18 protein-coding genes are annotated in these 13,203 nt (G+C 56.7%); 14 read left to right on the top strand and 4 right to left on the bottom strand.

Annotated elements, in window-relative coordinates:
• A partial coding sequence (locus ACWIUF_RS07120; RefSeq protein WP_448571593.1) for a serine/threonine protein kinase occupies positions 1–1,148 on the bottom strand: 1,148 nt, incomplete at its 3' end.
• Between the two features lie 503 nt (positions 1,149–1,651).
• Between ACWIUF_RS07120 and ACWIUF_RS07115 the strand changes: the two genes are divergently transcribed.
• The 3 genes from ACWIUF_RS07115 (at position 1,652) to ACWIUF_RS07105 (ending at position 3,041) form a co-directional block, all read left to right on the top strand.
• Positions 1,652–1,861, top strand: a complete 210-nt coding sequence (locus ACWIUF_RS07115; RefSeq protein WP_448571592.1) for a DUF2997 domain-containing protein — start codon at positions 1,652–1,654, stop codon at positions 1,859–1,861.
• Between the two features lie 128 nt (positions 1,862–1,989).
• Positions 1,990–2,376 carry a DUF1257 domain-containing protein gene (locus ACWIUF_RS07110; protein WP_448571591.1) on the top strand — a complete coding sequence of 129 codons (387 nt, stop codon included), beginning with the start codon at positions 1,990–1,992 and terminating at the stop codon, positions 2,374–2,376.
• A 197-nt stretch (positions 2,377–2,573) separates the two neighbouring features.
• Positions 2,574–3,041 carry a ferredoxin gene (locus ACWIUF_RS07105; protein WP_448571590.1) on the top strand — a complete coding sequence of 156 codons (468 nt, stop codon included), beginning with the start codon at positions 2,574–2,576 and terminating at the stop codon, positions 3,039–3,041.
• A gap of 235 nt (positions 3,042–3,276) precedes the next feature.
• On the opposite strand, the gene lpxA is transcribed toward ACWIUF_RS07105, so the two are convergent.
• Positions 3,277–4,092, bottom strand: coding sequence for an acyl-ACP--UDP-N-acetylglucosamine O-acyltransferase (lpxA, locus tag ACWIUF_RS07100; protein ID WP_448571589.1), 816 nt, complete (start codon positions 4,090–4,092; stop codon positions 3,277–3,279).
• Between the two features lie 31 nt (positions 4,093–4,123).
• Here lpxA and ACWIUF_RS07095 point away from each other — a divergent pair, with 31 nt between their 5' ends.
• The 10 genes from ACWIUF_RS07095 (at position 4,124) to ACWIUF_RS07050 (ending at position 11,014) form a co-directional block, all read left to right on the top strand.
• A complete protein-coding gene (locus ACWIUF_RS07095) occupies positions 4,124–4,255 on the top strand; it encodes a hypothetical protein (RefSeq protein WP_448571588.1) in 132 nt (43 codons plus the stop codon).
• 166 nt (positions 4,256–4,421) lie between these two features.
• On the top strand, positions 4,422–5,099 hold the full coding sequence (gene pyrH, locus ACWIUF_RS07090; RefSeq protein ID WP_448571587.1) for a UMP kinase: 678 nt from the start codon (positions 4,422–4,424) through the stop codon (positions 5,097–5,099).
• Positions 5,086–5,634 (top strand): ribosome recycling factor, encoded by a 549-nt coding sequence (gene frr / locus ACWIUF_RS07085; RefSeq protein WP_448571586.1) that lies wholly within the window; start codon positions 5,086–5,088, stop codon positions 5,632–5,634. Before pyrH ends, frr begins: the two co-directional genes overlap by 14 nt.
• Positions 5,635–5,693: 59 nt before the next feature.
• The gene (locus ACWIUF_RS07080; RefSeq protein WP_448571585.1) at positions 5,694–6,170 is read left to right on the top strand and encodes a universal stress protein; all 477 of its coding nucleotides are present in this window, start codon (positions 5,694–5,696) and stop codon (positions 6,168–6,170) included.
• 79 nt (positions 6,171–6,249) lie between these two features.
• Positions 6,250–7,449 carry a tetratricopeptide repeat protein gene (locus ACWIUF_RS07075; protein ID WP_448571584.1) on the top strand — a complete coding sequence of 400 codons (1,200 nt, stop codon included), beginning with the start codon at positions 6,250–6,252 and terminating at the stop codon, positions 7,447–7,449.
• A 26-nt stretch (positions 7,450–7,475) separates the two neighbouring features.
• Entirely contained in the window at positions 7,476–8,639 is a 1,164-nt protein-coding gene (gene tgt / locus ACWIUF_RS07070) for a tRNA guanosine(34) transglycosylase Tgt (protein WP_448571583.1), read from the top strand.
• A gap of 228 nt (positions 8,640–8,867) precedes the next feature.
• A complete protein-coding gene (locus tag ACWIUF_RS07065) occupies positions 8,868–9,206 on the top strand; it encodes a calcium-binding protein (protein WP_448571582.1) in 339 nt (112 codons plus the stop codon).
• Positions 9,178–9,585, top strand: a complete 408-nt coding sequence (locus tag ACWIUF_RS07060; protein WP_448571581.1) for a calcium-binding protein — start codon at positions 9,178–9,180, stop codon at positions 9,583–9,585. Before ACWIUF_RS07065 ends, ACWIUF_RS07060 begins: the two co-directional genes overlap by 29 nt.
• A 7-nt stretch (positions 9,586–9,592) precedes the next feature.
• Complete coding sequence (locus ACWIUF_RS07055; RefSeq protein ID WP_448571580.1) at positions 9,593–10,267, top strand: SDR family oxidoreductase; 675 nt, start codon at positions 9,593–9,595, stop codon at positions 10,265–10,267.
• 144 nt (positions 10,268–10,411) lie between these two features.
• Positions 10,412–11,014: a GNAT family N-acetyltransferase gene (locus ACWIUF_RS07050; protein ID WP_448571579.1), complete on the top strand. Its 603-nt coding sequence runs from the start codon at positions 10,412–10,414 to the stop codon at positions 11,012–11,014.
• A gap of 38 nt (positions 11,015–11,052) precedes the next feature.
• Here ACWIUF_RS07050 and fabD read toward each other — a convergent pair whose 3' ends face one another.
• Positions 11,053–11,928 carry an ACP S-malonyltransferase gene (gene fabD, locus ACWIUF_RS07045; RefSeq protein ID WP_448571578.1) on the bottom strand — a complete coding sequence of 292 codons (876 nt, stop codon included), beginning with the start codon at positions 11,926–11,928 and terminating at the stop codon, positions 11,053–11,055.
• Between the two features lie 160 nt (positions 11,929–12,088).
• On the opposite strand from fabD, the gene ACWIUF_RS07040 reads away from it, so the two are divergent.
• Positions 12,089–12,736 (top strand): CAP domain-containing protein, encoded by a 648-nt coding sequence (locus ACWIUF_RS07040; RefSeq protein ID WP_448571577.1) that lies wholly within the window; start codon positions 12,089–12,091, stop codon positions 12,734–12,736.
• A gap of 22 nt (positions 12,737–12,758) precedes the next feature.
• Here ACWIUF_RS07040 and ACWIUF_RS07035 read toward each other — a convergent pair whose 3' ends face one another.
• Positions 12,759–13,073 (bottom strand): hypothetical protein, encoded by a 315-nt coding sequence (locus ACWIUF_RS07035; RefSeq protein WP_448571576.1) that lies wholly within the window; start codon positions 13,071–13,073, stop codon positions 12,759–12,761.
• Between the last annotated feature and the right edge of the window lie 130 nt (positions 13,074–13,203).

Below are 13,203 nucleotides of genomic sequence, written 5' to 3'. Positions count from 1 at the left end.
GAGGCAGGGAGGTTTGCAAGGGGAGCCGGGGGCTGCGTGTCTAGGTGGGGGAGGGGTGTTACTGGCGGCATGGTGCGGTCAGGCGCGATCGGGGTTAGCGGACTCGGTGCGCTAACCGTGGGCCGAGCAGCCTCTGGTAGGGGCTGGGGAATCGGCGGCGAAACGGGTTGAGGGACTAAGGTGGGCGGATTTGCCGACAGCCTTGCCGGTGAGGTCAGGTTTAACGCCGCCAGAACCGCTGCCGCCGATTGATAGCGATCGACCGGTTTCCACGCCAGCATGTGTTCCAAAACCTGAGCCAGGGGTGGACTGACCTGTTCCTGCGGCCAACGCCACGTCAGGGTAGCCTGGTCAAATAACTGCTCTGGATCTTGTCCCGTTAAGAGGACCAGGCAGGTTGCCGCGAGGGCATAGAGATCACCGTGGGGATGGACCTCCAGCCCGTGGAGCTGCTCCGGGGGCATAAAGCCCATCCGGCCAATTGGGAAAAGGGTCTGACGGAGGTGGCGAATGTCAAGGTCGGTCGTACTCTGCTCTGATTGGCATAAACGCCGCAACAGCCCCCCAGGAAACGAGCCAAAGGTCACCAACATCGGCTGGGTGTCAGTCAGATCCGCCACGGCTTGGGCATTCGGAATGGCAAGATCCAAGGACTCGACCAGGGGGGAGGTTGGTGAGATCCGGAGGACGATCGCATCCGGGGCCAGGGTCCCCTGACTTAAATCCTGCTGGTGTAGGAGGTCTAAACACGGCAGCAGAGCCTTTAACAAGGCAAGGACTTCCGCTTCCGAAAAAGTTTGTTGCTGTTGACGACGGCTGAGCAACAGTTGACGGCAGGAAAAGCCCGGAATGAACTCCTGCACAATAAACAATTCCCGCCCTTCCATAAAGGTGGCCCAAAAACGCGGGATACAGGGATGCTGAAGTTGATACAACCGATTAACTTCTTGCTGAAAATAGAGCTTAATCTCTTCTTGTCGTCGAGGTTTTTCTATCTTGGGCAAATGAAATTGCCGCAGCACACAACGCTCTCCAAATCGCTCTTGATCTAGGGCTAGATAGGTATAGCCCCACCGTCCTTGTCCTAGGAGGTGTTGGATTAAATAGCGTTGTCGTAGGCAGCTCCCGGCTGGTAGGGGGGATTCCATCCGTCGTTCGGACTTGCTCGCAGGCAGGGCACGGTAGGGGTCACATGGGTGGACCTAAGGGTATTGTCCGCAGGAGATGGGCAATTTCCTAGGGAGCCTAACCCCCAAGGGGTCTGATCCGGTGGGGCGGCCATTCAACCGCGATCGCCCCATTGCTCAACCGAGGGGCAACCCGGAATGGGTGCTTGACTGTGTTGGGAAGTTAAGCGAAACTAGCATCCAATAGCAGTGACTAATCTAGTCATTGGATCAATTTATTAAGTTGCTATGAGATTTTCGTCTTTATACTGAGAAGAGTTGAGGGTTCACTTGATCATTGGTCACTGACCACTGGTTAGGCGATGCCCTGAGAACGTTATGGGTACACGAGCGTGTGTACACCAGTGCTTGTTAAGTGCAATTACTCAGTGTCGCCCATTGACTTCACTGGGTTTGAGGGACCTACCCATCTGATCGGGGGTCTCTGTTCCACCCTTCCGCTTTGTTATCGCCTGTTAAGCCCTATGGAAACGCTGGAATTTGTCATTTATCCGGATGGCCGTGTGGTTGAGAAAGTGACGGGAATTTCGGGGTCTTCCTGTGCCGAGGTCACCGCCGCGATCGAAGCGCAATTGGGACAGGTCCTGAGTCAGGAAACAACGGCTGAGTATTTTGCTGTGGTTTCCCAGGCGACTGCCCCCACGGTGGCCCAGTCCATGTATGGGCAATGGTGATTGGCCAGCGGGGATGCCTGTTGTTGGCAACGTAGGTTGATTTACCCACCGAGCCAGCCGCATCACGACCTGTTCTATGCCTTGTCTAAGCCTATTAACCCTAGTCAATCTTGAGTGTCAAATCAGCCATGTCACACTTTAGCAACATCAAAACCCAAATCCGTAATCTGGAATCCTTACAAACGGCCCTGACCGATCTAGGGGTTGAATGGAAGGCGGGGCCGCATCCAGTGCGCGGGTACCAGGGGCAAACCACAACGGCGGAAGTGATGATTCCCCAGGACAATGGCTATGACATTGGGTTCCGCTGGAATGGTCAGGAATATGAGTTGGTGGCCGATCTACAATTCTGGCAGCAAGCGTGGTCCGTCGATCGCTTCCTCAGTTTGGTGAAGCAGCGCTACGCGTTTCAGACCGTCCTCGCCACAACGGCTGAACAAGGTTTCCAGGTTAGTGAGCAAGAACACCATCAAGACGGTTCAATCCGCTTAGTGGTTCAACGCTGGCAAGGTTAGGGCCACCCAGGTTAGAGCCGCCGCATGAGCTAGCGGTCGGGCATTGCCGTGACCGGATTGGAGCTGTCCTAACTCTTCAAACTGGCTGGCACTTCCTACTGGTACATTGACCTAGGGGCAGGCACTTCGCCTGCCTGATTTGTTGGGAATCATTTGTTGGGAATCACAACCGAGTATGGTGATAGGAGCGCTCCTGGATGTCTGACGTTAGTCCTGATCCTGGCTACTCTGGTTTGGCGGACCCCGTTGGCCCCGATCGCACGGGCTTGGAACCTGAGTTAGGCAGTGAATATCAAGCCGCCGCCAATCGCACCGGGCTAGAGCCAGAGCTTGGGGGTGGGTTACGCCAGAAGGGGGTTTATGTCGATGAGATCACCTGTATTGGCTGTAAGCATTGTGCCCATGTGGCCCGCAATACGTTCTACATTGAGCCAGAGTACGGTCGATCGCGGGTGGTGCGTCAAGACGGGGACTCGGCGGCGCTGATCCAGGAGGCGATCGATACCTGCCCGGTGGACTGTATTCACTGGGTAGACTATACGGAATTGAAAAAATTGGAAGCGGAACGTCAGTATCAAGTTGTCCCGATCGCCGGGTTTCCGATTGATCAGGCCGTGGTACGCTCCCGAATGCGCAAAATTCGCAAGGGCGATCGGCACACCTAATGGGTGCCAGTTTGGCTTAAATCCAGCGGCGATCAGGTGCGCTTCATATAAACCCTCGATCAGGGTTAGCACAGTCACCTGTTGGCTAATCGGAGCGACGATCCAGTATTCATTCATCCCACGGGCTTGGTCTTGCGAGCGCTTGTGGTAGTAATCGCGATCGCTATGTGGAATGAGGGATCGACTAGGGGGGCGGCTGATGGTCCTATGCGGCTCACTCACCACGGGCCTCGGGTTAGGGGCGATCGACTCGAATAAAGTGGCAAATCCCGCGTTTAGACGCCCGAATAAATTGGCACAATTCTGTCACCAGGGGGGAGTCAAATTCGGCTTCGAGGCGATCGAGGGCCTGCGACACGTTTAAATTGGACCGATACAGCACCCGAAAAGCTCGCTTCAGGATTTGACGCTCCTCCTGACTCAAACCGGCCCGCCGTAGCCCCACCACATTCAGGCCCATCACCGTATTTGTGCTGAGGCTAGTGGTCATACAAAAGGGGGGGACATCCTGCTGGACTGCCGCGCCGCCGGACAACATGGCCAAGCGGCCAATGCGCACAAACTGATGGACTAAACAATTGCCACTAATAAAGGCCCGATCGCCCACTTGCACATAGCCCGCCAGCAGGGCATTGTTGGCCACGATCACCTGTTCCCCCAGTTGGACATTATGGGCCAGATGGCTATTGGCCATGAGCAGGCAGCGATCGCCCATCTTCGTCACACTTTCCGCCTGGGTGCCCCGATGGACAGTGACCCCCTCCCGAATGACGCAATGGGAACCAACTTGCACATAACTGGGCTGGTGCTTGAAGGCGAGATCCTGGGGCAATCCCCCCAAAACGGCTCCGGCATGGACCTGGCAGTCTGCGCCCAAGGTCGTATGGGCCAAAATGGTGACTTGGGGACCGATCACCGTGCGATCGCCAATCACGACATCGCGATCGAGATAACTAAAGGGACCGATCGTTACCCCTGCCCCCAGTTGGGCACCGGGTTCAATCACCGCTGTTGCATGAATCGAGGTTGCATGAGTTGCCTGAATAGACATAGACCGAGCCTGTCAGTGTCCTTGCTTGTCAGTGTCCTTTGCATCTTACGGCATCCTCACCCACCGCTTTCGGCCTCCCCCTGAACCAGCCACCCTCGGCAGCCAACCTCCCGGCTCGGATCAAGGTTTGGATAGCCCACTCACCCAAGGACTGGTATTTTAGATTTGGGTTACATTTGGTTGCGATTGCTTGTCCTTGCCCCCTACTGCTGCTAGGGAGTTGTGGCCGCCCCCCATTCGCCCAATCGATCACAGATGCTTACAAAGGAGCGCAAAGATTGCATGGCAACCTATCAGCGTATTTTGCTTAAACTCAGTGGTGAGGCCTGATGGGCGACCTTGCCTATGGCATTGATCCGGATATTGTCCAGGCGATCGCGGAGGAAATTGCGGAGGTGGTGCAAAGTGGCATTCAGGTGGCGATCGTCGTCGGGGGCGGCAACATTTTTCGCGGGGTCAAGGGATCGGCAGCGGGGATGGAACGGGCCACGGCGGACTATGTGGGAATGCTGGCCACGGTCATGAATGCCATCACCCTGCAAGATGCCCTGGAACGGGCGGGGGTGCCGACACGGGTGCTGACGGCGATCGAAATGAAGGAGGTGGCGGAACCCTATATCCGGCGGCGGGCGATTCGCCATTTGGAAAAATCACGGGTGGTGATCTTTGGGGCGGGTTCAGGTAACCCGTTTTTTACGACCGATACCACAGCGGCCCTCCGGGCAGCGGAGATCAATGCCGAAGTCCTGTTCAAGGCCACCAAGGTCGATGGCGTTTACGACTCCGATCCCCGCACCAATCCCCAGGCCAAACGCTACCAAACCCTCACCTATGGTCACGTTTTGACCCAAGACTTACGGGTGATGGACGGGACCGCGATCGCTTTGTGCAAAGATAACAACATCCCCATTGTGGTGTTTGACCTCGCCGTGCGCGGCAACATTCGTCGAGCCGCAATGGGTGAACCGATTGGAACGACTGTGGGAGGTTTCTGTGAAGTTAGCTGATGCTGAAAGTCACATGCAAAAAGCGGTGGAGGCAACCCAGCGCGACTTTAATACGATCCGAACAGGACGGGCGAATGTGGCGATCCTGGATCGGGTGATGGTCGAATATTACGGCTCCCCAACTCCCCTGAAGTCTCTGGCCAGTATTGCCACACCGGACTCTAGTACGATTACCATTCAACCCTTCGATCGCAGTAGCCTCAATTTGATCGAAAAGGCGATCCAGATGTCCGATATTGGCCTGACACCCAATAATGACGGTTCAACCATTCGCCTGAATATCCCCCCCCTCACCAGCGAACGCCGCAAGGAACTGGCCAAGATGGCGGCCAAGATGGCGGAGGAAGGCAAGGTTTCGATCCGCAATATCCGCCGCGACGCGATCGATGCGGTCCGCAAGTTGGAAAAAAACGGTGAAATGTCCGAAGACGAAGCCCGCGACTTACAGGACAACATTCAAAAGCTAACGGATAAGTATGTGGTCAAAATCGAGGCCATTCTAGCTGAGAAGGAAAAAGACATCATGACCGTTTAGGCCACTCAGAGGAGATTTCTGGGAAAATTTCGCCAGCAGGGGCAGACAGGGAGGTAGGGATGGCGTTTAAGAGAATTCTGGTCGCGATCGATCGATCGGCTCAGGCGGATAGCGTCTTTGCCCAAGCCTTGGATCTGGCCCAGCGCGAAACGGCTAAGCTCCTGATTCTGCACTGCCTCAACGTGGATGCCGATGATATGCCTTCTGATAACCCCCTCTTCAGCCTGCGCAGCAGCACAACCAGTGTGCGGGTTAAAGAAGAATGGTTATTGCAGGAGTTGGAACGGGTGGATAGCTGGTTGGCAACCTATGTGGAGCGGGCGCAGCAGGCCGGAATCGCGGTGGAGTCGGTGTCTAAGGTGGGGAACCCAACCACCTGGATACGGGATCTGGCCAAAAGCTGGCAGGCGGATTTGATTATCCTGGGCCGTCGTGGGCGATCGCTGGTGACAGCAGTCCTCCTGGGAAGCGTCAGTAATTATGTCATTCACCATGTCCCCTGTTCCGTGTTAATTGTTCAGGGTGTTGCCCCCTAAAATCAGTCCCTAAAATCAGTAAAAGAGTACAGATCATGTAAACAATCCCGTTCCTAACCTCGATGGCGATCCCGATTCGATGCGGCCCATCCCGTCCACCGATCCCGTTCATTTCCCTGTAGCCAAACCGAACAACCACACAACCATGCTGGAGGAAAAAGCGATTTTGCGGAATAGTTTGCCGATCCTGGGAAAAGGATTGATTTGCCTCGCGCTCTTAGGTGGGTTTGCCCCGATCCCCCCAGCGGCAGCCCAAGCCCATCCCCTGCTGGCCCAGGCCAATACGCCAGACAACAAGCGCGCGCTAAATGAGTTGCTCCGTCAGGCCCGTCAAGCGATCAATGCCAATAATTTCTCCCAGGCGATCGCGATTTATCAGCAGGCGCTTCAACTCGATCCTCGGAATGCCAAACTATACTCCGGCATTGGGTTTCTCCAGGCCCGCCAGGGTAATTACCGGGAAGCGGCAGCAGCCTATCAGCAGGCCACAGCCCTTGACCCCAACAATGCTGATTTTTTCTACGCCCTGGGCTACAGCCTCGCGAACCTCGGCGACTATCCCGGAGCCACCAGCGCCTACCAGCGCACAATTCAACTGAATCGCAACCACATCAAAGCCCAACTGGGGGTTGGAACGGTCCTCTTCCGCCAGGGGGACTATAACGGCGCGATCGCGGCCTATCGTCAAGTCCTGAGTTTAGAACCCAATAACTGGGAAGCCTACGAAGCCCTGGCCACAACGCTGATGCGGCAACAGAAATTTGCTGAAGCCCTGCAATTACTCAACCAGGCGGTGCGGGTGGCCCCCAATCAACCCCAAATACAGGTCGCCCTCGGCATTGCCCAATTGGGAATGGGGAATTCGGCAGCGGGCATTGAAGCTTTAACTACCGCAGCACGGCTAGCTCCCCGTGATGCCAATGTTCACCTCAAGATTGGCAAAGTGCTCCAGACCCAGGGCAACCTGGAGGGGGCCATGTCGGCCTATCGGCAAGCGGCAGCCCTCGATCGCAATAACCGCGAAATCCGGCTCCGGATTGGTGATGTCCTCATGGAGCAAGGAAACTACCTGCGGGCGATCGTTCTCTACCGCCAGGTCCTGGACGAGGAACCCAATAATGCCCTGGGCTACTATAAGTTGGGCTTGGCCCTCCAGGGGCGGCAGCGGGGCCAGGAGGCGAAGGATGCCCTAGAGCGGGCGCGGGATTTGTACCGTAGTCAGGGGGATCAGGCCGGGGTCCAGGCGGCTGAGGCGGCCCTGCGGGGCTTGCGATCGTAGGTGTGAGCGTAGACATGGGGGACAGCTTGGCAAGGCCACCCGCCGATCCTCTGGCGGAGACGCGGCGCGAACACGGCCACTTTCGCTTCGAGTGTCAGGCGGAATGCACCCAAACCCAGGCACGGGCTGGGTGTTTCCACACCCCCCACGGTCCCGTAGAAACCCCTCGGTTTATGCCGGTGGGTACCCAAGCCACCGTGAAATCCCTCACCCCTGCGCAACTCCAGGCGACGGGGGCACAGATGATCCTAGCCAATACCTACCACTTGCACCTACAACCGGGGGAGGCGCTGGTGGCCCAAGCCGGGGGACTCCATCAGTTCATGGCTTGGGAAGGACCGATCCTGACTGACTCCGGTGGGTTTCAGGTGTTTAGCCTGGGGCGGGGACAGGCCGCAGATCGTCCCCTGCAAAAGATTACGGAAATGGGGGTGGTGTTTCGATCGCCCCGCGATGGCCGCTTGATTGAGCTAACCCCGGAGCGAGCGATCGCGATCCAGAACCAACTGGGGGCCGACGTGATCATGGCCTTTGACCAATGTCCCCCCTATCCCGCCAGTCGCGAGGCGATTATAGAGGCCACGGAACGGTCCTACCGCTGGCTCGAACGGGCGATCGCGGTCCATCAGCGTCCCGATCAGGCGTTGTTTGGCATTGTCCAGGGAGGCACTTACCCGGATCTGCGCCAAGCGGCTGCCGTCGCGTTAGCAAAATTGGACCTACCGGGTTATGCGATCGGTGGGGTCAGTGTGGGGGAACCGGCGCCCCTGATTCGCGAAATTGTCCGAGTTACCGCACCGCTCCTGCCCGTGGACAAACCCCGGTATCTCATGGGGGTGGGAACCTATCGGGAAATGGTGCAGGCGATCGCGGCGGGGGTGGACTTATTCGACTGTGTGATTCCCACCCGGTTGGCCCGTCATGGCAGTGTGTTGGTCCAGGGGGAACGCTGGAATATCAAAAATGCCCAATTCCGGGAGGATTTTGCCCCCTTGGATGAAACCTGTCCCTGCTATACCTGCCAAACATTCAGCCGGGCCTATCTCAACCATCTCTGGCGGATGCGGGAACTGCTCGTCTATACCCTGTTAACCCTGCATAACGTCACGGAATTAGTGCGCTTCACCCAACGCATTCGGCAAGCGATCCTCCAGGGAGAATTTAGCCAGCAGTTTGGCTCATGGTTATAGGGAGAAGCAACCCCAATTCAACCTTAGTCCAACCCCAATCCAGATCTAATCCAACCTTAATCAATGGCAGGTCCGGCGTCCGATCGCCCCAAAGCGTCTGAAGTGGCCGTTAAGTGCTGATCTGTTAAGCTGAGGCAATTGTAACGTCGTTCAGCTTAGCCAGGGCTTGGACACTAGCTTGGACACTAGACTGAACACTGGACATAGGATGGAGGAGAGATTAACGGTATGGCACTGACAGTAGATTCCGCCAACGATCGCCTTTTAGGAACGCTAGGTCCGGATAACGAAACCCTGACCTTTGGGCAGTTACGGGGATTTTCCAATGGCGTTTGGCTCCTCAGCGGCGATGATACGCTGCTGGGGTCGAGTGATAATGAGCTAATTGTGGGGAATCGCGGCAATGATAGCCTCAATGGTGGCTCTGGGTCCGACAGCATCCTGGGCGGCAAGGGGCTGGATCGTCTCTTCGGGGGTAACGGCAACGATACGCTGCGGGGGGATATTGGCAGCGATGAACTCTTGGGTCAGGATGGTGATGATGTACTGCGGGGGGGGGAAGGATAACGACTTCCTCTTCGGGGGAGATGGCAATGATACGCTGGTGGGGGATTTGGGACGCGATACCCTCGATGGTGGGCTGGGACGCGATACCCTGGTGTTGCGAACTGAGGAAGCCGACGCCAACATCAACCTGGTCGATATCTTGATTTATGAAGATGATTTTGACTTCATTGGCCTGACCGATGGCCTAAATTTCTCCGATTTACGCTTTGAGAATGCCGGGGATATTGTGGCCGGGGCGGGCGATGATGCCATTATTCGCCTGGGGGATGGCCGAATTCTCGGCATCGTGGCCAATACCCCCACCAGCGACTTTGATTCCGGTGACTTCGTCAGCGTCACCAATAATCAGTTAAATAACCTGTGGACGATCACCCTTTAGCAACGTAATGACTACCCAACCCTTAATTTTTCTAGCTGGTGCCAGTCGCGGTGTGGGTCGAGAAATTGCCCTGCGCCTTGCCGCCAATCCCTCCTATGCTGTCAAGGCTCTCCTCCGTAGTGAAGCGGCCCGTCCAGAATTAGAAGCTATGGGGATTACCGTTGTGCTGGGGGATGCCCTCGATCCCGCTGCCGTTACCCAAGCCATGCAGGGGGACCAGATCGCAGCAGTGATCAGCACTGTTGGGGGTCTGCCCCAGGATGGCCAGCGATCGGATTACCTGGGTAACCGCAATCTGATTGATGCGGCAGCGGCTGCCGGGGTGGGGCAATTTATCCTGGTGTCGTCGATCGGCAGTGGCAACAGTGCCGTTGCCTTGGCTCCCCATATCCTCGAAGCCTTGGGGCCAGTGCTCGTGGAAAAGGACAAGGCCGAGCAACACCTAATTGCCAGTGGTTTGACCTATACGATCGTGCGTCCCGGCGGTCTCAAGTCGGAGCCAGCAACAGGCAATGGCGTGTTGATTCAAGATCCCACGATCGCCGGTAGTATTCATCGGGCCGATGTGGCGGATCTGGTCTGCCGGTGTATTCAGGCTCCCCCCGCCTTTAACCAGATCTTTTCGGCAGTCGATCGCCAGATGCTCTATGGGACACCGGAACTCCATCCAGTCATTTGGTAAGCCAGACAACCTATCCAGGAACCTATCCAGGATCAGTAGCGTACCCACGAAACCTGGGAGCGCGGTCTCGGCTATCTCCGCCACAGGCAAGATACCTACCCCACTAACAGCTTTCTGTTAAATCCTTACAGGTTAACTAGCCCTATGACTGACGCGACTCCCCCTGAGATAGACCCTACTGTACCAGAGCAACCGGGAGCAGCTGCCCCCATCCTGATCCGGGATATGGAGATAGATGACCTTGCACCCGTCTATCACCTAGGAGACAGCTTATTCAGTAGTGATTTGTATCCCTATATCTACCGCACTTGGGACGAATGGGAAGTTATTGGGTTATACAATACCGATCCAGACTACTGTCTTGTGGCCGAGATTGATGACCAGCTTGCGGGGTTTGTTCTTGGCAGTATTATCAGCAAAGATGCGGTCACCTACGGTTATATTTTGTGGCTGGGGGTCAATCCAGCCTTCCAGCGGCGGGGAATTGCTGACAGTTTGGTAGACAAGCTCATCGAGCGGCTGATCAATGATGGTGCCCACATCATGATGGTAGACACCGATCCCGAAAATATCCCGGCAGTGAATTTCTTCACGCGCAAAGGGTTTGGGGATATTCGTCGCCATGTGTTTTTGTCTATGAACCTGAGCGAACACCCCTACTATGGCCGCTTGATTACCTACGAACAGGAAAAGGCCGCCCGATCGGTCTGGCAACGCCCGCGACGGCGACCCAGCCCCAAGGGGTAATGGCCGCTTCCCCTTGCGCAACTGAGCAACAACTATCCCTAGGGTAAGTCACTCAGTTTGCTGATATTCCCTAGTTTCAAGCTTGCACAGGTCCGTTTCAGCAGGCCAGTCAACACATTCCCAGGTCCCACTTCCCATGCTTGCTCAATGCCCAGTTCCGGCAGTTGTAGACAGATTTCCCGCCAACGCACTTGCCCGGTCATTTGGGCCGCTAGCCGTTGTTTGAGTAAGTCGGCATCGGTCGTGGCGATCGGTTCCACGTTAGAGAGGACGGGAACTTGGGCTGGTTGGAAGGCAATGGGTGCAAGGTGTTGGGCAAACTCAGCGGCAGCCTCTGCCATCAGGGGTGAGTGGAAGGCCCCAGAAACATGCAAACGTACAGCCCGCTTGGCTTTAACTTGGGCCAAAACGGCATCAACCGCAGCAGGGGTTCCGGAAATCACCACTTGGGCGGCGCTATTGTCGTTTGCCAAAACCACCTCGGCAGTGTTGGCTAAGGCCTGCTCTAGTTGGTCGCGATCGGCCCCAATCAGGGCCGCCATTGCCCCATTGGCGCTGCTATCCATCAGGGCCGCCCGCTTTTGGATCAGCCGCAGACCCGTTGCAAAGTCAAACACCCCGGCAGTATAAAGAGCCACGTATTCCCCCAAGCTATGCCCTGCCACTAGGTCAGGCTGATGACCCCGATCGCGTAGGAGATCCACCAGAATAGTTTCAATGACATATAAACAGGGTTGGGTATAGAGGGTGCGGGCCAGTTCGGCTTCATCCCCTTGGCAGCGATCGCGGACCGACCATCCCAAAATCGCTTCTGCTTCCTGGAAGCGCGCCATCGCCAGGGGAACCGTTTGCAGATCCAGCCCCATTCCAACCGCCTGCGACCCCTGTCCAGGAAATACCCATGCTGTTTTCATGCGTTCTTTTCATTGTAAAGACCGGATCAATCCTACCGTTTCTTGACAATAGATATTGGGAGAATCCGATCGCCGTGGCATGGCTCTGGGTAAGATGCGCGTGTTTGGGCGTAGGAATGGGCACACTGAGTCTAGATAGCCACAACCGGGGGTTAGAGGGATGGGGCGGCAAGTAGTCCATCGGCAGAAGCGCCAGACTGTGATGGGGATAGTGGCGGTAGTCGGAATGTTGCTGGGGATGCAGCTATTCTCCCGCACCCATCGGACTGGCTCGGTGTACTGGTACCGGAATTCCCCCAAGGACCTCCAGGCGGCGTTTGCCTATGTTAACCAGCTACGTCAGGAACAGGGCCGATCGCCGTTACAGTGGGACGAACGGGTTTATGCCTTGGCCGAAGCCCGTGTGATCGATATGAACACGCAGGGCTATCAGGATCACACCAACCCCAAAACCGGGACCTGTCCCGATAATATGAAGGCCCAATTTGGGCTACAGCCATCGGAATTTACACCGGAAAATATCAGCGGTTACCCCGACTATAAAGCCCAGATCGGCGATCGGGTGACCTGGCGCTCCCCCAAGCAGGCCATCGAAGGGTGGATGGGCAGCCGGGGCCATCGCTACAACCTGCTCTACCCAGAACACACTGCCGGGGCGCTTGCCTGTGCGCAGGATAAGTGTGTCTTTCTGGGGTTGAATACGGCGGGGTTCGGTCAGGGCTGTACCACGGCGGCCCAAGGGCAAGCCTTCTGGGACAGCGCCCCCCTCCAGCCCAAGGAGGTACCCCAGTCCCAGCGATCGCGCTAGTCCACCTGGGATACCCCCTAACCTAGCGATACCCTTCCCACGGACTGACCTGTAACACCCCCTTGGGCGTAAAGACCACTTTGAACGTAGCAATGGCCTGGGGTGTACGGGCGGGCGGCGCACTGGCCGCTGCCTGCTGTAACTGGGGCAGGGGAATTTCGGCAGCGTACCGGGTAGCGTCCGCATTGGTTGGCTCGTAGCGTAAAACCTGGCCGTCGGCGGTCGCCTCCACGCGATAAACCAGATCAGTCTCAAAGGTCGGCTTGGTCTGCCACTGACGATCGATCCGTTCGTACAAGTCCGGCACAATCGCGGCGATCGCCGCCGGATCGGTCATGGTCGTCGTGTCGGCATTGGTAGGTGCATCCGTGGCCGTGGGAAGGGTATCGCTAGGTTAGGGGGTATCCCAGGTGGACTAGCGCGATCGCTGGGACTGGGGTACCTCCTTGGGCTGGAGGGGGGCGCTG

The sequence above is a fragment of the Trichothermofontia sp. genome, from assembly GCF_053493415.1.
This window is presented reverse-complemented; position numbering and strand designations above follow the sequence as displayed.

Excerpts from the sequence above, each read along its gene's own strand:
- ACWIUF_RS07115 (WP_448571592.1), top strand. The coding sequence starts at position 1,652 with ATGGAAACGCTGGAATTTGTCATTTATCCGGATGGCCGTGTGGTTGAG.
- ACWIUF_RS07110 (WP_448571591.1), top strand. The coding sequence starts at position 1,990 with ATGTCACACTTTAGCAACATCAAAACCCAAATCCGTAATCTGGAATCC.
- ACWIUF_RS07105 (WP_448571590.1), top strand. The coding sequence starts at position 2,574 with ATGTCTGACGTTAGTCCTGATCCTGGCTACTCTGGTTTGGCGGACCCC.
- lpxA (WP_448571589.1), bottom strand. The coding sequence starts at position 4,092 with ATGTCTATTCAGGCAACTCATGCAACCTCGATTCATGCAACAGCGGTG.
- pyrH (WP_448571587.1), top strand. The coding sequence starts at position 4,422 with ATGGGCGACCTTGCCTATGGCATTGATCCGGATATTGTCCAGGCGATC.
- ACWIUF_RS07080 (WP_448571585.1), top strand. The coding sequence starts at position 5,694 with ATGGCGTTTAAGAGAATTCTGGTCGCGATCGATCGATCGGCTCAGGCG.
- ACWIUF_RS07075 (WP_448571584.1), top strand. The coding sequence starts at position 6,250 with ATGCGGCCCATCCCGTCCACCGATCCCGTTCATTTCCCTGTAGCCAAA.
- ACWIUF_RS07065 (WP_448571582.1), top strand. The coding sequence starts at position 8,868 with ATGGCACTGACAGTAGATTCCGCCAACGATCGCCTTTTAGGAACGCTA.
- ACWIUF_RS07060 (WP_448571581.1), top strand. The coding sequence starts at position 9,178 with ATGATGTACTGCGGGGGGGGGAAGGATAACGACTTCCTCTTCGGGGGA.
- ACWIUF_RS07055 (WP_448571580.1), top strand. The coding sequence starts at position 9,593 with ATGACTACCCAACCCTTAATTTTTCTAGCTGGTGCCAGTCGCGGTGTG.
- ACWIUF_RS07050 (WP_448571579.1), top strand. The coding sequence starts at position 10,412 with ATGACTGACGCGACTCCCCCTGAGATAGACCCTACTGTACCAGAGCAA.
- fabD (WP_448571578.1), bottom strand. The coding sequence starts at position 11,928 with ATGAAAACAGCATGGGTATTTCCTGGACAGGGGTCGCAGGCGGTTGGA.
- ACWIUF_RS07040 (WP_448571577.1), top strand. The coding sequence starts at position 12,089 with ATGGGGCGGCAAGTAGTCCATCGGCAGAAGCGCCAGACTGTGATGGGG.
- ACWIUF_RS07035 (WP_448571576.1), bottom strand. The coding sequence starts at position 13,073 with ATGACCGATCCGGCGGCGATCGCCGCGATTGTGCCGGACTTGTACGAA.